A 21522-nucleotide genomic window follows, 5' to 3' on the forward strand; every position below is an offset into this window, starting at 1 on the left:
CCAGTATTCTTAGCATAAACCGACGTCAATAGATCGCGGGTGAATAGTTACGATTGCTGGTGGTAGTTATGTCCGTGGCTCATCAATCTATCGCTCTGTATTAGGCTTTAGAAGTAACATTGCAGCTGGTTCTGTGGTGAGTGAATCTGTTATCCTAGGTGACGTTAAGATTGGTGCTGGTTGTACAATCAAGCGCGCGATCATTGATAAGAACGTAGAAATTGCCCCTGGGACTGTGATTGGTGAAGATCTTGAATTGGATGCGAAACGTTTCCATGTCTCCCCAGGTGGCGTTGTAGTCATCAAGAAAGGGATGAAAGTTGGATTCTAAAATGCGAAACATAGATGTATGGTTTCCAGTTTCAGAAGCGCAAGGACTTGTAAAAAGTGGAGGCTTGGCAGATGTTGCCAAGGCTCTGCCTAAAGCTCTGCAAGAACTGGGTAAAAACGTAGCCATTACTTTACCCGGTTACCAGTCACTGCCTAACAAGGATCAGTATGAGTTTGTTCTAGCTACGGAGTTAGAGCACTGGCCACATACACCGTACCAAGTTAAGAAAACGCAACTCGACGGCGTTGATGTGTTCGTGATCGAATGTGATCGATACTTCGATAGGCCTGAATTGTATGCTGAGCACAATCGAGCTTATGCTGACAATGGCGAACGATTTGGTTTCTTCGCGGCAGCGAGTCTGGATGTGTTACCGAAACTCGGTATTCGACCTTCTATTGTTCATGCCAACGACTGGCATACTGGTTTGATCCCATTCCTGCTTAAAACACGCTACGCTGATGACGAGCGTTTTGCAGGAATGAAGTCAGTACTAACGGTTCACAACGCTATTTTTAAAGGCATCTTTTCCTACAGTCAGTTGGAAATTATTCCGGAACTTCATCTCTCTGGAATGGAATTTCTACAGTATGGTGACGGTTGGGTAAGCACACTTCGAGCGGGCATCGCCTTTGCAGATAAAATCAACGCAGTAAGCCCTAACTATGCCGCTGAACTAGTGACACCTCTAGGTTCACATGGTTTGGTAGACGATTTTGTTCATCGTTCCAAAGATCTTCATGGTATTGTTAATGGTTGTGACTACTCAGAGTGGAACCCTAAGCTTGATGACTTTCTACCGGTCAATTACGACGACGAGTTAGAGAGTATGCTAAATGGTAAGCTCGCTGCTAAGCAGGCGCTGCAAAAGGAGCTATCGCTGCCAGAACGCAATGTTCCAATGGTTGGCATGGTATGTCGATTGACTCACCAAAAAGGTTTCCATTACATACTGCCAATATTGGATAAGTTTCTGAAAAACGATGTTCAGGTTGTCATTATCGGAACTGGTGAGCCACAAATCGCTTCCCATCTTAACGATATTGCTGAGCAGTTTTCGGATAAGTTGGCGTTTGTAGAGGCGTATAGCAACCGATTTGCCCATTTAGTGGAGGCAGGCTCAGACTTTTTCCTAATGCCTTCTGAATTTGAAGCATGTGGCCTGAACCAAATCTACAGTATGGCTTATGGTACCTTACCTATTGTACGTAAAGTTGGTGGGCTGAAAGATACGGTAATCGACTTTGATGACAATCCGCAGCAGGCAACGGGCTTTGGGTTTGATGAGCCTTGCCATGACGCGCTGTTGATTGTCTTACAGCGAGCGCTTCTGTTCTATTTGCAACACCCAGAAGAGATGCGTGAGATGCAACTTCGAGCAATGCGCAAAGACTTTAGTTGGATAGAATCTGCCAAGGAATACATCAAAATGTATAATTTGGCACTTGAAGCCTCACATTGCTAATATCATTGGAAGAGCGGCGTAATGCCGCTCTTTTATATGCACTTGTTGGCATTTTTTGACACAATTGGAAATCATTTTTTCTAAATTTCCGCGCAATTTTCTCCTGAGACGTGTAGAGTTGTGATAACTTTATTTTCGTACTACTAACCAATCCGAGAACTATGTCCGAAAGCCTACTATTTCATAAAACGTATACCCATCCTACAAGTGATGAATGGGTGGTATTTGTGCATGGGGCAGGGGGCAGCTCATCTATATGGTTTAAGCAGATACGAGCTTATCGTGAGCATTTCAACTTACTGTTCATTGATTTGCGTGGGCATGGTAAATCGAATCAGTTCTTAAAAGATATCATGGCCAACAAGTACACATTCAAAACGGTAACAATGGATATCGTTCGTGTGCTGGATCACCTTAAAATACAATCGGCCCATTTTGTCGGCATGTCTCTTGGTACCATCATCGTGCGCAATATTGCCGAACTGGCAATGCCAAGAGTGCGCTCGATGGTTCTGGGTGGAGCGGTAACGCGCTTTAACACACGTTCACAAATACTGGTAAAAATTGGCAACATGAGTAAGCACATAATCCCTTATATGTGGCTCTACAGCTTATTTGCGTACATTGTGATGCCTCAGAGGGGACAGAAAGAGTCTCGCCACTTGTTTGTTAGAGAAGCTAAGAAACTGTGCCAAAACGAATTTAAGCGTTGGTATCGACTAACTACGGAAGTCAACCCACTGAATCGTTACTTCAAGGAGAGGGAACTACCGATTCCGACCCTGTACCTAATGGGTGAGAAAGACTACATGTTCATCAAGCCGGTGAAAGAAATGGTGGCTGAACATAAGTCCAGCCAACTATTAGAGATTAAAGATTGTGGCCATGTTTGTAATGTCGAGAACCCCGAAGAGTTCAATCGTCACTCAATTGCCTTTATTAAGTCGGTGACACCTCAGTAGGCGCTAACGCTTGGCAACTCCAACAGGCGCCAAACTGCGCTTCATTCACTTCATTACACCTTGGACACACCCAATCCCTTTTTTCCAAATCTGCTTTTAACTGTTCTTGCCACTCGGCTATGATAGCTTTCGCTTTAACATGTTGTTTGTTATCGATTAGCCAGACATAAGGCAAGGTATTTTCATCAAATGGCACTTCACCTCGAAGCGTGTAAACCCCTTCACCTCTAACTTCACAAAGGATTCCTTCATTTTTCAATTGTTGTTGAACGATATGTGCTTCCGTCGGACTATTGCCAATAAAAACCTTCATTATTCTTGTACCTGTGGTGAGCGAGAAATTCGCGCCATAATCCACTTAGCAATCAGTGGAAATAATCCCAACAAGGCAAATGAAGCTAAAACTGCTGGGGAAACGATACCTGACAAACTGTTAATATTGGCGAGCTGTGTACCGGCATTTAAGTAAACCGCCGTTCCAGGCAACATGCCTAGCTGGCTCACTAAATAGTACTTTGACACTTTAATTGGTGTTAAGCCCATTAATAGGTTGATTAAGAAGAACGGAAATACCGGAATCAATCTTAGCGAGAATAGATAAAAAGCCCCGTCCTTTTCTACACCTTTATTGATAGTTTCTAACTTTGAACCGAACTTGCTTTGAACCCAGTCACGTAATAAAAAGCGACTACTCAAAAATGCAATGGTTGCACCAATGGTACTAGCAAAAGAGACAAGAAGAAGACTGGTCCAAAAGCCAAATAAAGCGGCACCTAGTAACGTAACGACTGCAGCTCCCGGAATTGAGAATGCGGTAATGGCAATATAGGCAAAAAAGTACACTAATGCGGCGGTAACAAAATTCTGACTGATATATTCGCTGAGTGCAGCTTGCTGAGCCTGAGCATTTTCCAGTGTTAAATATTGTCCAAAATTAACACCTAGAATGATAATGACGGCGAGAAGTGCGATTCCGAGTATTAGCTTTTTGCTCATGATGCTGTCCTTGTGACGACTCTGTATTAGTTTAGTAGACAGGGCGTGGATAGATTTACTTTCATCATAAACTAAAAAAATCAGCCGTTAGGCTGATTTTTTGTATAGAGCGATAAGGGCTAGTTTATAAGACTGGCCAATTCTTCTCTTTTATTTTGCGGAATCACGGACCAGTGCGTGCCATTAATGGCACCCTCTAGCGCCCAAAGTAACTCAAGACCTACAGTATTTGAGTGAGTTCGTTGGATTGCTTTAAAAGCCTCCACAGAACCTTGCTCTTGCAGATCGTATACCGATTCAATTCCAGCTTTCTTAAGCATACGCTCAGTAGCCAGTCTTAAATTAGGTAAATCTTTGAGTCGATTGGGTTTTGTTTCCGACTGTTGCACTTTTTCTGTTTTTGCGAACTCTAAGGCAGAGCGAGCATGAGTCAAGATAACATCCTGATCTTGCCAACAGTCCTCAGGGAGTGCGAAATACTTAGTGACAACGGGGAACCCACGCTTCTTATAAACGTATGGCTTGTAGCCAAGTTGCTTAAATTTAGCGATCGTCTGACGGTTAGTTCTGATATGTAATTTGTTATTCACTGCTAATGCAAACATGGTATCGTCAATAAAGATACCAAATCCACCAAACATAGAACGAGACTTAACTCTTCCAAGCTGAGCGAACAATTGCATCGAGTTTTTTAGTATAGGATTGTCCATGCTTATTCTTTTCTCGGTGTTATTGATTGTGTCACCAAAATCAGGTCCGAGAGTATAGCAAACGGGTGTCAGCCTTCTGTTAGCGGTAAACCAAAAGAATGCTAATACCTTTGCCATCGGTAACCCCGCTACCTATCAAATAAATTTGGTTTAGGCCGGTGGCTTTGCGTCCCACCCTTTCAAGTGGTTTGCCCTGTGCGTGACATATTTAGAATAAATGAAAATGACTCACATCTATGACGGTTGTATGGTAAAAGTGTGATATTGCTTCAGATAATCGATTGGGATTTGTGCGGGAGAGTGTGTCGAAACAAACAATAAAGCGTTCAGTTTATTGGATGAGGATCAAAAAAAAGTGCCTAGAAAGGCACTTTTTTCAGGATTATGTGAGTTTTTTGACAGAATCACGTTCTACAATCTCAGGGTGCATTTCGAAAATGCGTTTTTCGTGACCTTTATCTTTGATTCGTTCTAGAAGAATCTCAAACGCATTCTTACCTACACGACGCTTCGGTTGGTGCACTGTTGTCAGTGGTGGAGAGAAATACTCAGCCAATTCGATATTGTCATAACCGATAACGGAAATATCTTCTGGAACTTTTACACCTAATTGTTGAAGGCGACTCATTAAACCGAATGCCATGGTGTCGTTGAAGCAGAATACGGCAGTAGGACGAACTTCCATTGCTGCAATACGGTTAGCGGCAATCACGGCCGTATCACATTCGAAGTTACCTTCTAAGATTCGGTCATCTTTCATCTCGATACCCGCTTCCGCTAGAGCACGTTGATAGCCGATAATACGTTCTTGGCAAACGGCTTTCTCTAGGTGTCCGCTCAAGCATGCAATGTCAGTATGGCCGTTATCGATCAGATATTTAGTTGCGAGATAGCCGCCTTCTTCCGAGTTATCAATGATCTTGTCGGCTTGAGAGCTTTCTGGGCCCCAGTCCATAATCACTTTCGGAATATCTGAATGACGGTCTAGCATTTCTAGTAGCTCTTCAGTTAAGTCGGAGCACATAACCAAAATGCCATCAACACGTTTTTCTGCGAGCATGCGAATATAGTCGCGCTGTTTCTCGTAGACACCACCTGTGTTACATAGGATTAAAGTATAGCCTTGGCGATAGCAGTAGCTTTCAACACCGTCGATGACTTCCGAGAAGAATAAGTTTGTAGATTGAGTGACAAGCATTCCAATCGTTTTGGTCGAGTTACATTTCAAACTACGAGCAACCGCACTTGGTGCATAGTTAAGTTCATCTACCGCTGCCATCACTTTTTCTTGTGTGGCTTCTGCTACAAAACGAGTTTTATTAATTACGTGAGAAACGGTGGTCGTTGAAACGCCAGCCAGACGGGCGACATCTTTGATTGTTGCCATAGCTATATCCTTTTATCGCGGAGTGCTATTAATAGCCAATACCGCTTCGAATTCTGGAAGCCAATTTATGGGTTCCTAATAAGTAGTGCATTCTGAATGAAAAAACCGCTTTTCAGCGGTTTGGTTCAACAGTTCGACAGATTATTATTGTGCTTGTTGAATACCAAAGCGGCTTTTGCATTTAAACGGCGGATTGTAGTCTTCCCCATTGATACAAGCAATCACTTATACAACAAATTTATAGATAAGGCGCACTTTTGTCTGTAACGGTGAGTGATAAACAGTATATGCGCCTCAAAATATTAGGCTTGATCACCTTTTAAGTAATCAAGATCTAGCTTGATAAGTGCTTGAAGTACTGTGGATACCGCAGCGTAAAAACCAAACTCATCGTGCTGCTGACATTTACTCACGAATTGTGGCACCCAAGTTAGCAAGTGTTGTTCAATAAACTCTGCTTGCTGTTCCATCGCCTCATTCATGTGAGCTTCTGACTCTAATTCGTTGGAGCGAATAATGAGGTTCCCGAGAAAATCGAGCTCAATAGCCAAATGATCCGCTGGTTCGTTTAAGTTTTCAGTTACCGCAATATTGTGCTCCGCAAGCAACTCTGACATCACTTGAGCAGGTTTGTCGTTTAACAGACCTGACTCACCAATATATAAAGAAGCGTAAGGTAGTGCCCCATGCTTATCTGTTTTCAAAAACAGATCACAAAAGTCGGCAGATAACTCAAGTTGGGCATCTTCTCTGACTTGCAGCCTGTTTAGTGCGTCGACCATAGAAGCGATAGGAGCTGATAGTGTTGGGTTTTCACCCAGTCCAGTTAGGAAAGCGCGTATATCTGGGCTTTGATATTTCTCGAGTTCTTCTGTGGTTAATTCTCTAGCAAAGAGGCTCGAAAGCCACCAGTATAATTCAGCACGTTGTTCGTTAAATGCTTTGATTTCTTGCATTTTCTTATCTCCAAAAGTGTTATCTCTATTTTAGCTAATAAAGATGAACAACAGTAATCATTGATGTGAAAAAAAAGGATGAAAAATGAAGGATTGTGAAGAGCTGGGCATGTGGACCAAGGTTTCGGGATAAATCTCTGTTGCATATCTGAAGTTAAGATTTCTATTTGTTTTGAATCAAGAAAAAGCAAGTTTTCTTCAATTCACGTCAATGTAGGCTAGAATTGTGACTAATTATGAATAGAATGACTCTGTCATTGAAAGATTTGAGATAGAAAGACATGAAATATCACGTACTAGTAGTGGAAGATGATGTCGTTACGCGCAGCAAACTAACGGGTTACTTCGAAAGTGAAGGTTACTTGGTGAGTGAAGCGGAAAGCGGCGAACAAATGCGTCAGATTCTACAGGAAGCCAGCATCGACTTGGTGATGTTAGACATCAACTTGCCGAAAGAAGATGGACTGATGCTAACGCGTGAATTAAGAAGTCAATCGGATATTGGCATCATTCTAGTGACGGGCCGCACAGATAGTATCGACCGTATCGTTGGTTTGGAAATGGGCGCAGATGATTATGTGACGAAACCATTCGAATTGAGGGAGCTCCTAGTCCGCGTCAAAAATTTGCTATGGCGTATTTCCCTAGCCAGAAAACAACCTATTATTGAAGAATCGGTGCAGAATGAAAACTTGATTTACTTTGGTGAGTGGGTGTTTGACAAGCAACGCCGTTCGCTAAGTAACAATGGAGAGCCAGTAAAACTCACTAAGGCAGAGTACGAACTCTTAGTAGCGCTATCGGCATATCCTAATCAGGTACTTAGCCGCGAGCGTATACTTAATATGATCAGCCATCGAGTTGACGCGCCAAACGACCGCACTATTGATGTTTTGATTCGTCGCATGCGTGCGAAGATGGAACTGGATCCGAAGAACCCACAGATTTTCATTACTGTCCACGGTGAAGGGTATATGTTCGCCGGTGATTAGCATTCTATTCTGCTGTAATTACGACATATAGTCTGTTGCAGCTAGACTTTTTGAATAATCAAAAAAACGCCTCACTTTATAAGTGTGGCGTTTTTTGTTGTGTCTGACTGTTATTGAGCGTTTGCTGCTTCTTGCGGTTCTTCAGGAGCAAGTTGCGCTTCAATGTCTTGCTCGGTGATCTTATCTACATCCTCAGAAGACTCTAACTCAGAAACGGAAGGCAAAAACTCTTGGTTACCTTCGTTGGCCACCCAATCACGAAGGTCTTGCCATATTAATCCCATGGTCTCGTGCCAGTATCGCTCAGTCTGCTCCAAGTAACGAGATGATGGCGTATATTTCTGCCAAGCTTGCTCAATGTCTTTCTGCGCTAAGAAGTTAGTCGGTGCTGGGTACGGGCTCAAGCCAGCTGCTTCAAATTCGTGCATAGCACGCTTCATATGACTAGCAGATGTCACCAAAACAAGTTTCTTACTCTGAACGAATCCAGCGGCTTGTCGTGCTTCTTCCCATGTATCTTTTGCTGTTTCCAACAAAATGATATCCGGTTTCGCAATACCTAAAGCAAGGGCAACTTTCGCCATGGTTCTAGCATGACTGACGCCGGTACCACCATCATAACCAGATAGAATCAATTTAGCGCCTGGATACATTCTAAGAATCCGGATACCTTCACTTAAGCGCATTAATGAAGCTCGACTCAGTTCTGAAGTGGGTGGAATTTGGTCGTCGACCACATGTCCACCGCCAAGGACCATCACATAGTCGATGGTTTCATTAATCGGCAAGAACGCACTGTATTGGCGCTCAAGCGGCATCAACAGGCGGCTAGATAAGGGTTGGAATGAAATAAGAAAAGTCCCACACAGAGACACGAGAATAATCAGGCTTCCTAGTTTACGACGTGCCGTAAACATGATGAGAACTAAGCCCAAGAAGCCAAGAATTAACATGGCAGGTAGAGGCATTAGTAATGAAGACACAACCTTTTTCAGCTCAAACATAGAATAATAGTCCGAAAAAACACCACTTAACGCTAAAAAAGGGAGTTGCCCCTTTATTCCTGTCACTTATATGACAGAATAGCTGTATAACTGGTTATCTTAACTCAATATACCGTGATGCAAGACCGAAATTTCGACGATATCGCCCACAAATTTGCAAAAAATATTTACGGCTCAGAGAAGGGTGAAATTCGCCAAACTATTGTTTGGGAAGACTTAACCCAAGCTCTCGCTGCGCTGGATGATACAAGAAAAAACCTAGAAGTTTTAGATGCAGGTGGTGGATTAGGGCAAGTTTCTCAACGAATTGCTGAGAGAGGACACAAGATCACATTATGTGACCTCTCTTCTGAAATGCTCAAGTTGGCCAAGGCAGATGTTGAAAAAAACGGGCTACTCTCGCAATATCGCTGGATACATAGTCCAGTACAGCGTATTGCAGAACATATGAGCCAACCCGTAGATCTGGTGTTGTTTCATGCTGTTATGGAATGGTTAGCTGAACCTAAACCCGCGCTAGAAGCGGTTTTACAGCAAGTGAAACCTGGTGGTATCGCTTCTGTCATGTTTTACAATCATCATGGATTGGTATTTAAGAACGTCATATGTGGCAATATTCCTCATGTACTTGAAGGCATGCCACATAGAAAGAGATTTAAGCTTCAGCCACAAAAAGGGCTAAAGCCAGAGGAAGTGTATCAGTGGATAGAGGATGCGGGATTTGAAATATGTGGCAAATCTGGTATTCGTTCATTCAGTGATTACATTGGCAATATGCAATACATGGGAGACTACACAGCTGAAGACGTTCTAAAAATAGAGCAGCAGCTGTGTCGCCAAGAACCCTATCTCTCCATGGGCCGATACATTCATGTATGGGCAAGGAAAAAACAATAACAGGAAAGACCATGAGTGATAACACTCTGATTGCGGATGACCGACCGATTGATGAACTTGTCGGCTGGGTCAAACAGCATGATTTTGCATTGAATCTTTCCACTGAACGGTTGGCATTTCTCATATCTATCGCGGTATTGAGTAATGAGAGATTTGATGAAGAACTGGGGGAGGGCGAGCTACACGATGCGTTCAAGATCGTCACCCAACAGTTCGAGCAAACGGGCGAAGCGACCGCGTTTCGTGCCAACAATGCGATTAATGAATTGGTTAAACAGAGGCTGCTAAGTCGTTTTACCAGTGAGATAAACGATGGCGCGAGCATCTACCGTCTCAGTCCACTTGCGATTGGCATTACGGATTACTACGTCAGGCATCGCGAGTTCTCCAAACTCAGACTCTCTATCCAGCTTTCAATGGTGGCGGATGAAATGGCGAAAGCCATTCTCGCGGCTCAAGAAGGCGGGACGGTTGGTCACTGGCGCAAGAACGTATTTGGCGTTCTGAAATACTCAGTGGGTGAAATTTTCGATCAGATTGATTTGAACCAACGAGTTATGGATGAGCAGCAGCAGTCGGTCAAATTGCAAATTGCAGAGCTACTCAATAAAGACTGGCGAGAAGCCATCAACAATTGCGAAGCTTTGCTGTCTGAAACCTCCGCAAATCTTCGTGAGCTTCAAGATACTCTGCAAGCAGCAGGGGACGAACTACAAACTCAAATACTTGATATTCAAGAGATTGTTTATGGTGATGATGAGCTTGAGTTTGTGGGAGAAGCGCTGTTTGGCTTACAAATGAAGTTAGATCGAATCATCAGCTGGGGCCAGCAAGCGATCGATTTGTGGATTGGTTACGATCGTCACGTACATAAATTTATCCGTACTGCGATCGATATGGATCAAAACCGTGCATTCAGCCAAAGACTTCGCCAGTCTGTGACCGACTATTTTGATGCGCCATGGTATTTAACCTATGCCGACGCAGAAAAACTCACCGATCTTCGTGATGAAGCTTTAGTGCTTCGTAATGACGAAGTGACGGGGGCTGTGCCACTTGAAGTGGAATATGAAGAATTTGAACAAGTAAATGATGAACTTGCCGAACGTATCGGAGACATGCTGAAAGTGCATAAAGAGCAGGGCGCTCCAATTGATTTAGGCATAGTGCTTCGAGATTATCTTGCTGCACACCCACACACTCATCATTTCGATCTAGCAAGAATCGTTGTGGACCAAGCAGTTCGGTTGGGTTACTCCCAATCCGATTACTCCGCCATTCAACCAGATTGGCAAGCTATCAACGATTTTGGCGCAAAGGTACAAGCAAATGTCATCGACAAATATTGACGAATACATGTCAGAAAAACTGGCAAAAGCGATAACAAATCCGCTTTTTCCTGCACTAGATAGTGCACTTCGTGCGGGCAAACACATCTCCTCAGAGGACTTGGATAATCACGCTCTTTTGTGTGATTTTGATGTGGAACTGGCGAGTTTCTATCAGCGCTATAACACGGAATTGGTGAAAGCGCCTGAAGGATTCTTCTATTTACGCCCTCGTTCGACCACGTTAATTGGTCGAAGTGTGTTGTCAGAATTAGATATGCTGGTGGGCAAAGTACTGTGCTTTTTGTATTTGAGCCCAGAGCGTCTAGCTCATGAAGGCATCTTTACCAATCAAGAACTGTATGACGAGTTATTGGCACTCGCTGATGAAAAGAAACTGATGCGCCTCGTCACTAATCGCGCAACAGGATCTGATCTCGATAAAGAAAAACTGTTTGAAAAAGTACGTACGTCTTTAAGACGTCTACGCCGCCTAGGTATGACGATCTCTATTGGTGATACAGGTAAGTTCCGTATCAGTGAGGCGGTGTTCCGCTTTGGTGCCGACGTTAGGGTTGGTGACGATATGCGTGATGCTCAATTGAGACTGATCCGCGATGGCGAAGCGGTAGCGCATACTCAAGCACCATCACAAGGTAGCTTAATTCCTAACGAAGAAGTGAAAGAGACAGAGTTAACCGAACAATTGGATATTCAGCAAGATGATCAGGAGGCTGACGTATGATTGAAAGAGGTAAGTATCAATCAATGACGATGGTCAACTGGAACGGCTTTTTCGCGCGTACTTTTGACATTGATAGCCTAGTGACCACGTTATCTGGAGGTAACGGTGCGGGCAAATCTACTACAATGGCGTCATTCATCACGGCTCTGATCCCCGACCAAAGCTTGCTTCACTTTAGAAATACGACAGAAGCCGGCAGTTCTCAGGCATCGAGAGACAAAGGCCTATACGGTAAGCTGCAACCAGGTACATGTTACTCGGCACTCGACGTTGTGAACTCACGCAATCAACGAGTCTTGTTCGTGGTTAAGTTGCAGCAAGTTGCTGGACGAGATAAAAAAGTCGATATTAAACCGTTTATTATTCAAGGTTTGCCAAGCAGCGTTAAGCCGACCGATATCCTAATTGAAGCAGTGTCTGACAACCATGCTCGTGTCCGCCAAATCAATGAAGTGAAAGATGCGGTCAGTGGTATGGAAGGCGTTCACTTTAAAGCGTTTAATTCTATTGTTGATTATCATGCGCAAATGTTTGAGTTTGGTGTCTTGCCAAAGAAATTGCGCAATAGCAGCGACCGCTCGAAGTTTTATCGCCTGATTGAAGCCTCGCTATATGGTGGTATTTCAAGCGCCATTACTCGCTCGCTTCGTGACTATCTATTGCCTCAAAATGGCGGCGTGAAAAAAGCATTCCAAGATATGGAATCGGCACTGCGCGAAAACCGTTTAACCTTAGAAGCGATCAAAACGACGCAAGCCGACCGTGACCTGTTCAAGCATCTTATTACTGAATCAACGAACTATGTTGCTGCAGATTACATGCGACATGCGAATGAGCGCCGTAATAAGCTTGAAAGTACAATGGCGATGCGCAATGAGTTGTTTGGCTCAAGACAAACCTTGATTGCACAGAATGAATTGCTAAATAAAGTTCAGCAAGAACTGTCCATGCTTCTCGAAAGTGAATCTGGGCTTGAACAGGACTATCAAGGCGCGCAAGATCACTTATTGTTGGTTCAAAATGCTTTACGCCAACAAGAGAAGATCGAACGTTATCAAGAAGATCTTGAGGAGCTCAACGAGCGCCTTGAAGAGCAAATGATGGTGGTTGAAGAGGCCACTGAGCGTAAGTTAGCTGCAGAAGAGCAGGCGACATTCGCTGAAGAAGAAGTGGATAGCCTAAAAACGCAGCTCGCAGATTACCAACAAGCTCTGGATGTGCAACAGACGCGCGCACTGCAATATCAGCAGGCGGTCCAAGCGTTAGAGAAAGCGCGTGAGTTGCTTGATGATGATGCTCTTGAGCAAGATGGTGCTGCGACTAAGCTAACTCAGCTGAAAACTGAAGAAGCTGAACGTACTACTCAATTGCTGGAATTTAAGCATAAGTTGGACATGTCTTCTGCTGCGGCGAAGCAGTTTGAACTTGCATTAGAACTCGTCCAGCAAGTTGCAGGCGATGTACCTCGCAATAAAGCAGCAAGCGCCGCGAGACTAGCGTTAAAGCAAGTGGATGAGCAGCGTCAACTGCTTGGCAATGAACCTCAGCTACGAGCACAGTTCCGCGATACTGAAAAGAATATTGAACGTCAAGAGCAAGCTCAGCAACTGGTTAACGACCTCCAGAGTGTTAGCGTCACAATAGCCAATGAAATGGATATTGAGATAGAAGCGGAGCGTCAGCGCGAAAAAGTGCTAGAAGGCGAGCAACGACTTGAGCAGTTACGTGAATCATCAAGTGACGCGAAGCAGCGCGAACAGGAACTTGTTTCTGAAATTAGTAAACTTGAACGTTATGCTCCTCAATGGATTAAGTCATACAATGCACTAGAAGAGTTAAGAGAGCAAAGTTGTCTGGAACTGACAGATCGAGCGGATGTTATCAGCTCAATGCAGGAAGTGAATGATAACGAACGTAAGACCTCATTTGAACGCGACTCACTAGCGAAACGTCGTGAAGAACTTGATCTTGAGATTGAACGTCTTGCGTCCCCAGGTGGTTCAAATGATCCTCGCTTGAAAGGTTTGGCTGATACACTGGGTGGCGTGCTTCTCTCTGAGATTTACGATGACATTACTATTGATGATGCGCCGTACTTTAGCGCAATGTATGGTCCTGCTCGTCATGCGATTGTAGTGTCAAACCTTGACGGAATTAAAGAAAAGCTGGTAGAGCTTGATGACTGCCCTGAAGACCTGTACATCATCGAAGGCGACATCGATGCATTTGATGATAGTTCATTTGATGCTGACGAATTAGATGGTGCAGTGTGCGTACAGCTTAATGAAAGACAGTTACGTTACTCGCGTTTTCCGAAGATCCCTCTATTTGGCCGAGCGGCGCGTGAACAGCGTTTGGAGCTACTGCGTGAACAACGTGAAGAGACCGTTGAAAAACACGCGAAAGCGGCGTTTGATGCTCAAAAGCTGCAACGTCTATACCAAGCATTCAATGCTTTCGCAGCACAGCATATGCAGTTAGCATTTGAATCCGACCCTGAAGTACAGCTAGCGCGTCTGCGTGAGCAACGAAGTGTCCTAACTCGTGAGCTAAGCGATCACAAACAACGTGAACAGCAGATCAACGCGCAGCTGGTGGCGACAAAACAATCGGTTGGTTTACTTGACCGATTGGCGATTTCATCAAATGTTTTGTTTGATGAGACATTGGTTGAGCGATTTGCAGAGCTGCAATCGCAAATGGAACTGCTAACCTCAGCGAAAGCATATGTTAATCAACATGGTTCCGCATTAGAAAAACTATCTAGTGTGGTCAATGCGTTGGATAGTGACCCTGAACAGTTTGAAGCGTTAACGGAGCAATACCAATCTGCGGACAAAAATCTACAAGCATTAAAAGCTCAGATCTTTGCTGTTGCCGATTTGGCTGAGCGTCGTCCTTACTTTGCTTATGCTGATTCCATAAATATGTTGAATCAAAGTAGTGAACTTAGTGAGCAACTTAAAGCGAAGTTGGTGCAAGCCGAATCAACGCGTGCTCGTTTGCGCGAAGGCTTAAAGCAAGTTCAGGAGCAAGCTAACCAATACAACCAAGTACTGGCGTCTCTCAAGAGTTCCCATCAAGCTAAGCTGGAAACGGTTCAAGAGTTTAGAGCAGAGCTTCAGGAGTACGGTATTGTCCCTGATGAATCTGCATTGGAACGCGCAGAGCAGCGTCGTAATGAGCTTCAGTTAGCGTTGCAAACATCTCGTACTCGTAAGAGCGAATACGAGAAAACCATGACGTCCACTGAACTTGAAATGAAAGGTTTGGCGAAACGTCTGAAAAAGGTTCAGAAAGAGTACGTTGAGTTACGTACCTATGTGGTAGCAGCAAAAGCGGGATGGTGCAGCGTATTACGTCTAGCCAAAGCTAATGACGTAGAACGTCGATTACACAAACGTGAACTCGCCTACATGAGTGCTGGTGAATTGCGTTCAATGTCGGATAAGTCATTGGGTGCACTGCGTTTGGCGGTCGCTGATAATGAAGACTTGCGTGATTCACTGCGTCAGTCGGAAGATACTTCAAAACCAGAACGCAAAGTCCTGTTCTATATCGCTGTATACCAACATCTAAGAGAGCGCATCCGTCAGGATATCATCCGCACCGATGATCCGGTAGAAGCTATTGAAGAGATGGAAGTAGAGCTGGCTCGCTTGACCGAAGAACTAACGCAACGCGAAAACCGTTTGGCTATTAGTTCGGAATCGGTATCAAGCATCATCAAGAAAACGATTCAGCGCGAGCAGAATCGAATTCGTATGCTTAACCAAGGTCTATCGAATATTCATTTCGGTCAAGTGAAAGGCGTAAGACTTAATGTCAAGATTCGTGAGAGCCATGAGCAATTGTTAGTAGCTCTAACGGCTGAGCACAAAGACTTGTTCGAGACAACGCGTTATACCTTCTCTGAAGCGATGGCTAAGTTGTTCCAGCGTGTTAACCCACATATCGATATGGGGCAACGCTCTCCGCAAGTACTGGGTGAAGAGTTACTAGACTATAGAAACTATCTTGAGCTCAGTGTCGAAGTTAACCGTGGTTCTGATGGCTGGTTACAGGCAGAGTCGGGCGCACTATCGACAGGTGAAGCTATCGGTACAGGTCAGTCAATTCTGTTAATGGTAGTGCAAAGCTGGGAAGAAGAATCGCGTCGTTTACGTAGCAAAGATATTTTGCCTTGTCGTTTACTGTTCCTGGATGAGGCTGCGCGTCTTGATGCTAAATCCATCGCGACATTATTTGAACTTTGTGACCGCCAAGGGATGCAGCTACTCATTGCCGCACCGGAGAACATCAGCCCAGAAAAAGGGACGACGTACAAATTGGTGCGTAAAGTGTTCAAAGATCACGAACATGTTCATGTTGTCGGTCTTCGCGGTTTTGGTGAGAATAAACGATTAGATGACGCTGAAAAGTTAGTTGAACAAGCAACAGCGTAAAGAAAAACCAAAAAGCCTTCTTATTAGAAGGCTTTTTTTCGGCTTATGAAGTTTGGGCGGAGGTTTTGGCCTAAGAGTTCTCCACTTTTCTTAAGAGATCGCTTTTCACGATTTCTAGCGCCTTGAGTGCTACTTTAGGATCAACCTCATTACTTTCCAGTAGAAAGATAAGATCAACGGCAAGTTTGATTTCTTCAGGTGCGTTATCGAGCCCAGATTCAGAAGACATTATATAAACCTCATCTTTTGATTGATGGTGTGCTGAATCGCATTCATAGCATTGCGGCAGCGTTGTAAACGTTGTTCGGTCGAGATAAGTTGTAGTTTGGTAGTTTGATCATCTGTCAAACACTGTTCTTGTTGCCTCACAAGAGTGCACAACTTTTGTTCCCAAACTTGATGTTGTTTAAGATCAGCCCTCAGTTGTTCGAGGGATTTGCATTCCAAAGCAGTATCAGTGTGTGTATTAGCAATGAGCAAGACTCGCTCAATCGCTTCAAGCTGCTCGGTAAACTTTTTCACCCAAATCTCTGAAGAAGAGGTGCTAATACCTTGTTTACTCAATGTGATGATTTTATCTAAGTTTCGCTCGGCTTCTATAACGCAAGGTTGAAGCAGTATGTTGGAAGCGGAGAAAAGGTGTTCATCAAACAGTGGTTTTTTATGACCACGATTCTTAAAATCAAACTTTTGAGCATCTTGATGGAGTTGTTCTAGTCGAGCTTTAACTTCAGATAATTTCATTGCAGCTCCTCTTTCTCTTCGACCAAATCATAACCAAGCATCATACGCCAGTTTGATGGCCAGAATGCTTACAACGGTAACAAAGATAGGTCGAATGAACTTGGCTCCAAATCGAATAGCGGAATGTGCGCCGATATATGCACCAGCCATTAAACATAGCCCCATGGTTAAGCCCAAGACCCAATTAATATGGCCTAATACTGCGAACGTTATCAATGAGGTAAAGTTACTGGTGAAGTTCATCGCTTTTGAGAGACCGGAAGCGAATAAAATGTTCAGTCTGTATAAAGCCATTGAACTGACGGTCCAGAATGCACCAGTGCCGGGACCGGCAACACCATCGTAAAAGCCTAAAGACAGTCCTTGTAAGTACTGCTTTCGATTAAACTTTGGACAGCCTACATGGACCTTGTTCTGTTCATCGCCTTGAGGTGCTTTTTGAAAAACCGTGTAGAGCGCTGCGGCAAGAATAATAAGAGGTAGGATCTTTTCTAACCATTCGGTGCTGATCATATCAACAACGAGAGTACCAATAGTCGCGCCGATGAGTGTCGCAATAAAAGCTCGATACCAGCATTCAGGGCTAAATAACCTTTTGCGATAGTAGGTAAACGCTGCGGTAGATGAGGCAAACGTAGCTGCTAGCTTGTTAGTACCGAGTGCTATGTGTGGAGGAAGCCCTAGCGATAGCAGTGCAGGTACAGTTAGCATTCCGCCGCCGCCTGCGACCGCGTCAATAAAGCCTGCAGCAAAGGCGACAAGCGCCAAAATAACCAACATGCTAGGTTCGATAAATTCCATCGAGATTTGAGACCTTAGTATTCTATTGTTCTTTTAAAAGGGGGTAGGGAATCGAGCAGAGACTTGCCATACCTTTTTGTGACGATTCGCCTATCGAGAATATAGAGAGTTCCACAGTCTCTTTCTTTACGTAGCAAACGGCCTGCAGATTGTATCAGTTTTTTACTCGCCTCTGGAACTGTAATCTGAAGAAACGGATTGCCACCTTTGCTCTCTATATATTCGGCGTGTGCTTGCTCGATGGGAGAAGTCGGCACCGCAAAAGGTATTTTAGTGATAATCAAGTTCTCTAGTAGCTCCCCTGGTAAGTCGAGCCCTTCAGAAAAGCTTCCTGTTCCAAAAAGCACACTGGTTTTTTGACATTGAGTCAGTGTTTTATGTTTATTTAGAATTTCTGTACGTGATTTCTCGCCTTGAATCTGCAGATGCCAACCTTTTAGAGCGAATTTCGATCGCACCTCATCGGCAACTTTATTCATTTGCCAATAAGAGGAAAACAGCACCAAATTACTTTTGCCGTCCTGAATAAAGTCGAACAGCTTTTCAGTCAACTCTTCAGTAAACTGAGGGGCCTGCGGTTCATTACGCATTTTGGGCACAATAAGCTCTGCTTGTTCTGCATAATTAAAAGGTGACGCTAAAGCTAAAAATTGGACGCCATCTTCAGATTTCTGACTGATACCTGCTTGGTTACAGAAAAAAGCGAAGGAATTGAGTGCACGCATCGTCGCTGAAACAAGGACGGCGCCTACACATCGAGACCATAACTGCTGATCTAATTGCCAGCCTACCTCAAGAGGCGCGACACTGATTACGTAGTCACCCTCACGCTCTTTGCTTTTTTCTACCCAGCGTGCCAATGGTGCACCTTTCTCTTTTTTAGGCTCGGCCATGAGTCGCCATACCGCAGCTAGATTATCAAATCGCTGAATATAGAAACCCAATTCGGCTAAAGCGGGTTCGGCTAGTTTGGCTGAAACCTCTCCGTCTTTGAGTCTTTCTGAAATGAGGTCAGCAATTTTCGCCGATGCTTGTGCGCCTTTTTGAGAAAACTGTTTGAGTGCTTTAGACTGCTCTTCTAGCCAGCTGGGTAACTCGCCATTCTCGAAACGACAACTGTCTTCTTCAAATGGAAGACCAGAGCAATAAGAATTGACCTCATTTAATAGAGGGATGAGCTGCTGTATGGAATCCTGTAGTTCGTTGCGAAAGCGACCAACCCGCTTCTCGTCAGCTAAACCAGAGAACTTACTCGCAGACTGATTCAATCTTTCTAACCAAGAGGCGGCACCCTTTAAAGTAGCCGCTGCGGATGCATGGTCTCTAGCTACGTGCGGTAGATGGTGAGCTTCATCGAAGATAAAGATTGTATTTTCGGGATCTGGGAGGATGACGCCGCCACCAAGGTCTGCGTCCGCCATTACCAAACTATGGTTGGCAATAATGACATCGTTTTTATCAAGCTCAGACCGCGCTTTAGCGAATGGGCAGCCTCGGTGAGCAGGTAAACTGTTATTGCAGCTGTGCTTTTCGCTAACGATGGTTTGCCAAATGACATCATCAATGGGCTTCGGCCAGGAGTCTCTGTCTCCGTCCCATTTACCTTGAGCTAGCTTCTCGTACATGAGTTGAAGCTGTTCGATATCAGATTTTTTAGGCTTACTTTCAAACATGGCTATTTGACCACCATCGGCACCGCATGCCACGGCCAATTTCTCGGCGCAGCAATAACGCTGTCTTCCTTTAGCAATAATAAAAGAGAAGTTTTGATCGGTAATACGTCGGAACAGTGGCAAATCCTTATCAAGTAACTGTTCTTGCAAGGCAACTGTTGCGGTAGAAATAACCACCTTACGATTATTTTGAACGGCAACAGGTATAGCTGCCATTAAATAAGACAGACTTTTTCCAATCCCAGTACCTGCTTCTGCAACAATCATACGAGTTGATTTGTGATACTGGCCACAAAGTGTTTTAGCGATCTCTGAAACAAGATAGTTCTGAGCTCGACGCGGAACAAAGTTTTCTAGCTGATTCTGAAGGTTTTGATAACTCTGGCGAATGGATTGTTGGATTTTACTGGTAAGCATAAACAGCCCTAAATTGACGACGAGCGAGTGTAGCACACTTTAGCTAGTGAAAAATATGTTCAAAAACAGTCGTATCTAGTGTGGGTATTTAGATCAAAGTCACAAAAAATAAGTGAACTTTCACATTAGGTTATATTTTTCGCATGATAAAAAATATAAAACGCCAAAAAACATAGTTGTAACGAATAAAGTTCTGTTTCGTGTGTATTATTTCAACTATTTATAGAATTATATTTATGAATGTTACCCAAAAACAAGACTAGCGTTGCAATCGAAAGGTGTTCAAAAAATTTGCGATACATCACGATGAATTCTTTAAGTTGTTGAATTTATTGGTTTTACATATATTTATTTATTTTGTTTAGAGTGTTTGACATTGTCTGATAACTTTTGCATTCTTGGTTTCGAGATTTAAAGACGCTGAATCAACCAAAGGACAAAAGGTTGTCGTTCTGAAGGAAGGTTTAGACGTCACATATATTAAAAAAGGGAACCGAAAAGGAATTCCCATCTAAGAAAAGGCAGTGGATTATCATGAAAAAAACTCTAGTAGCGCTATCAGTACTAGCGGCAGCTGGTTCTGCGCAAGCAATCGAACTTTATAATCAAGACAAAGTTACAGTTAACATGACTGGTGATGTTGAAGTTGTATACCTTCAAAGCACTGACAAGAACGATGCATATGAAGGTGGCTTCCACCAAGAAATCCAAGATGCAGATTTTGGTTTCGACACACGTTATGCAGTAAACGATGACCTTCAAGTTGGTGCGTTTTGGGAATTTAAAGGCACTACAGATGGTAAAGTTTCCGGTACAAGCACTGGTAACGTATATGTGGGCCTTTACTCACAATCAGTAGGTTCTATCAGAATTGGTAAACTAGATACGGTTCTTGATGACGCTGGTATCGGCTCTGACTATCAATTTGGTATCAAGTCTTTCTTCCAGAATGGTTCTAAGTTCTCTGTAGACGAAGCTGTACGTTACGATATTGACAAAGGTACGTTCTATTTCAGTCTAGCTGGTGCTCAGGACAAAAACGACAACTCAGCTATTGGTAAAAACGGTTCTTGGATAGATGGTAAGATTGGTGGTCGTTTCGCTGATTTCGATATCTCTGCATTTGCAGGCAAAGCTAAGATCGATGATGCAACGCCAGCTCCGTCTTCAGACGAATCACTATACGCAGTGCAAGGTCGTTATGAAGGTGTTGAGAACCTTGGCCTTGAGCTTGGTTACTACCGAGTTGATGGCGATGCAGCGAATCCAGGTACAGACATCAAAACAGATACTTTTGGCCTAGCGGCAGATTACACTCTTGATGCTTGGAAATTTGCAGCGGGTTACAGCCGTGCTTCTACAGATGCTGCAGGTGCAGAAGATACAAACAACTGGTTTGTTAACGCAGGTTACGCTCTAGCACCTTCAACTACAGCATATGTTGAATTTGGTGGCACTGACGAAACAGATAGCCAGACTGGTATTGCAGTAGGCCTAAAAGCTGAATTCTAATAGCATATAGTTACTTAAGTAGTTAACCTATATCTGTATTATCTGAAAAGCTCGATGCAACGCATCGAGCTTTTTTTATTCTATTTAGTCATGGACCTAGTATTGATCTTCATCCACTAGATCAGAAGTAATCAATATAAATAAACGTAAAAAAAGC

General features: G+C 43.7%; 18 protein-coding genes, 1 pseudogene and 1 riboswitch. Of the genes and pseudogenes, 9 read left to right on the forward strand and 10 right to left on the reverse strand.

Annotated elements, in window-relative coordinates:
* Positions 1 to 52 precede the first annotated feature (52 nt).
* From glgC to HW45_RS21575, 3 genes and pseudogenes are all read left to right on the forward strand, one after another.
* Positions 53 to 331: pseudogene (gene glgC, locus HW45_RS29035) on the forward strand (glucose-1-phosphate adenylyltransferase); the annotation flags it as partial.
* A gap of 1 nt (position 332) precedes the next feature.
* Positions 333 to 1796, forward strand: a complete 1464-nt coding sequence (glgA, locus tag HW45_RS21570; RefSeq protein ID WP_038229595.1) for a glycogen synthase GlgA — start codon at positions 333 to 335, stop codon at positions 1794 to 1796.
* 161 nt (positions 1797 to 1957) lie between these two features.
* Complete coding sequence (locus HW45_RS21575; protein WP_006074947.1) at positions 1958 to 2758, forward strand: alpha/beta fold hydrolase; 801 nt, start codon at positions 1958 to 1960, stop codon at positions 2756 to 2758.
* Here the strand turns inward: HW45_RS21575 and HW45_RS21580 are convergent.
* The 5 genes from HW45_RS21580 to torD form a co-directional block, all read right to left on the reverse strand.
* Positions 2736 to 3071, reverse strand: a complete 336-nt coding sequence (locus tag HW45_RS21580) for a putative signal transducing protein (RefSeq protein ID WP_038229596.1) — start codon at positions 3069 to 3071, stop codon at positions 2736 to 2738. The genes HW45_RS21575 and HW45_RS21580 overlap by 23 nt on opposite strands.
* Positions 3071 to 3754, reverse strand: a complete 684-nt coding sequence (locus HW45_RS21585) for a TVP38/TMEM64 family protein (protein WP_006074949.1) — start codon at positions 3752 to 3754, stop codon at positions 3071 to 3073. Before HW45_RS21585 ends, HW45_RS21580 begins: the two co-directional genes overlap by 1 nt.
* A gap of 119 nt (positions 3755 to 3873) precedes the next feature.
* Positions 3874 to 4464, reverse strand: a complete 591-nt coding sequence (locus tag HW45_RS21590) for a TfoX/Sxy family DNA transformation protein (protein WP_006074950.1) — start codon at positions 4462 to 4464, stop codon at positions 3874 to 3876.
* A 115-nt stretch (positions 4465 to 4579) separates the two neighbouring features.
* Positions 4580 to 4667, reverse strand: a riboswitch (cyclic di-GMP riboswitch).
* Positions 4668 to 4846: 179 nt separating this feature from the next.
* Positions 4847 to 5851 (reverse strand): HTH-type transcriptional repressor PurR, encoded by a 1005-nt coding sequence (purR, locus tag HW45_RS21595; RefSeq protein ID WP_038229597.1) that lies wholly within the window; start codon positions 5849 to 5851, stop codon positions 4847 to 4849.
* Between the two features lie 302 nt (positions 5852 to 6153).
* On the reverse strand, positions 6154 to 6807 hold the full coding sequence (torD, locus tag HW45_RS21600) for a molecular chaperone TorD (protein WP_038229598.1): 654 nt from the start codon (positions 6805 to 6807) through the stop codon (positions 6154 to 6156).
* 281 nt (positions 6808 to 7088) lie between these two features.
* Between torD and torR the strand changes: the two genes are divergently transcribed.
* Positions 7089 to 7799: a two-component system response regulator TorR gene (gene torR / locus HW45_RS21605; protein WP_038229599.1), complete on the forward strand. Its 711-nt coding sequence runs from the start codon at positions 7089 to 7091 to the stop codon at positions 7797 to 7799.
* Between the two features lie 110 nt (positions 7800 to 7909).
* On the opposite strand, the gene elyC is transcribed toward torR, so the two are convergent.
* Positions 7910 to 8803 carry an envelope biogenesis factor ElyC gene (elyC, locus tag HW45_RS21610; RefSeq protein ID WP_038229600.1) on the reverse strand — a complete coding sequence of 298 codons (894 nt, stop codon included), beginning with the start codon at positions 8801 to 8803 and terminating at the stop codon, positions 7910 to 7912.
* A gap of 117 nt (positions 8804 to 8920) precedes the next feature.
* Here elyC and cmoM point away from each other — a divergent pair, with 117 nt between their 5' ends.
* Genes cmoM through mukB form a run of 4 tightly spaced genes read left to right on the forward strand, consistent with a single transcriptional unit; the run spans position 8921 to position 16218 of the window.
* Complete coding sequence (gene cmoM / locus HW45_RS21615; RefSeq protein ID WP_171388472.1) at positions 8921 to 9700, forward strand: tRNA uridine 5-oxyacetic acid(34) methyltransferase CmoM; 780 nt, start codon at positions 8921 to 8923, stop codon at positions 9698 to 9700.
* A gap of 11 nt (positions 9701 to 9711) precedes the next feature.
* Entirely contained in the window at positions 9712 to 11049 is a 1338-nt protein-coding gene (gene mukF / locus HW45_RS21620) for a chromosome partition protein MukF (RefSeq protein WP_038229604.1), read from the forward strand.
* Positions 11030 to 11773, forward strand: a complete 744-nt coding sequence (gene mukE / locus HW45_RS21625; protein WP_038229606.1) for a chromosome partition protein MukE — start codon at positions 11030 to 11032, stop codon at positions 11771 to 11773. Before mukF ends, mukE begins: the two co-directional genes overlap by 20 nt.
* On the forward strand, positions 11770 to 16218 hold the full coding sequence (gene mukB / locus HW45_RS21630) for a chromosome partition protein MukB (RefSeq protein WP_038229608.1): 4449 nt from the start codon (positions 11770 to 11772) through the stop codon (positions 16216 to 16218). The genes mukE and mukB overlap by 4 nt, the downstream gene beginning before the upstream one ends.
* A 70-nt stretch (positions 16219 to 16288) precedes the next feature.
* On the opposite strand, the gene rsmS is transcribed toward mukB, so the two are convergent.
* The 4 genes from rsmS to dinG are packed head-to-tail and all read right to left on the reverse strand — an operon-like array spanning position 16289 to position 19853.
* Complete coding sequence (gene rsmS, locus HW45_RS21635; protein WP_081875874.1) at positions 16289 to 16447, reverse strand: pleiotropic regulatory protein RsmS; 159 nt, start codon at positions 16445 to 16447, stop codon at positions 16289 to 16291.
* The gene (gene priC, locus HW45_RS21640) at positions 16447 to 16962 is read right to left on the reverse strand and encodes a primosomal replication protein PriC (RefSeq protein WP_038229613.1); all 516 of its coding nucleotides are present in this window, start codon (positions 16960 to 16962) and stop codon (positions 16447 to 16449) included. Before priC ends, rsmS begins: the two co-directional genes overlap by 1 nt.
* A gap of 27 nt (positions 16963 to 16989) precedes the next feature.
* Positions 16990 to 17763 (reverse strand): sulfite exporter TauE/SafE family protein, encoded by a 774-nt coding sequence (locus HW45_RS21645; RefSeq protein WP_006074961.1) that lies wholly within the window; start codon positions 17761 to 17763, stop codon positions 16990 to 16992.
* A gap of 14 nt (positions 17764 to 17777) precedes the next feature.
* Positions 17778 to 19853 carry an ATP-dependent DNA helicase DinG gene (gene dinG / locus HW45_RS21650; RefSeq protein WP_038229616.1) on the reverse strand — a complete coding sequence of 692 codons (2076 nt, stop codon included), beginning with the start codon at positions 19851 to 19853 and terminating at the stop codon, positions 17778 to 17780.
* A 534-nt stretch (positions 19854 to 20387) separates the two neighbouring features.
* Between dinG and HW45_RS21655 the strand changes: the two genes are divergently transcribed.
* Positions 20388 to 21365 (forward strand): porin, encoded by a 978-nt coding sequence (locus HW45_RS21655; RefSeq protein ID WP_038229617.1) that lies wholly within the window; start codon positions 20388 to 20390, stop codon positions 21363 to 21365.
* Positions 21366 to 21522 lie beyond the last annotated feature (157 nt).

Origin of the sequence: Vibrio sp. ER1A (assembly GCF_000733315.1) — a bacterium.
GTDB lineage: Bacteria > Pseudomonadota > Gammaproteobacteria > Enterobacterales > Vibrionaceae > Vibrio > Vibrio mediterranei.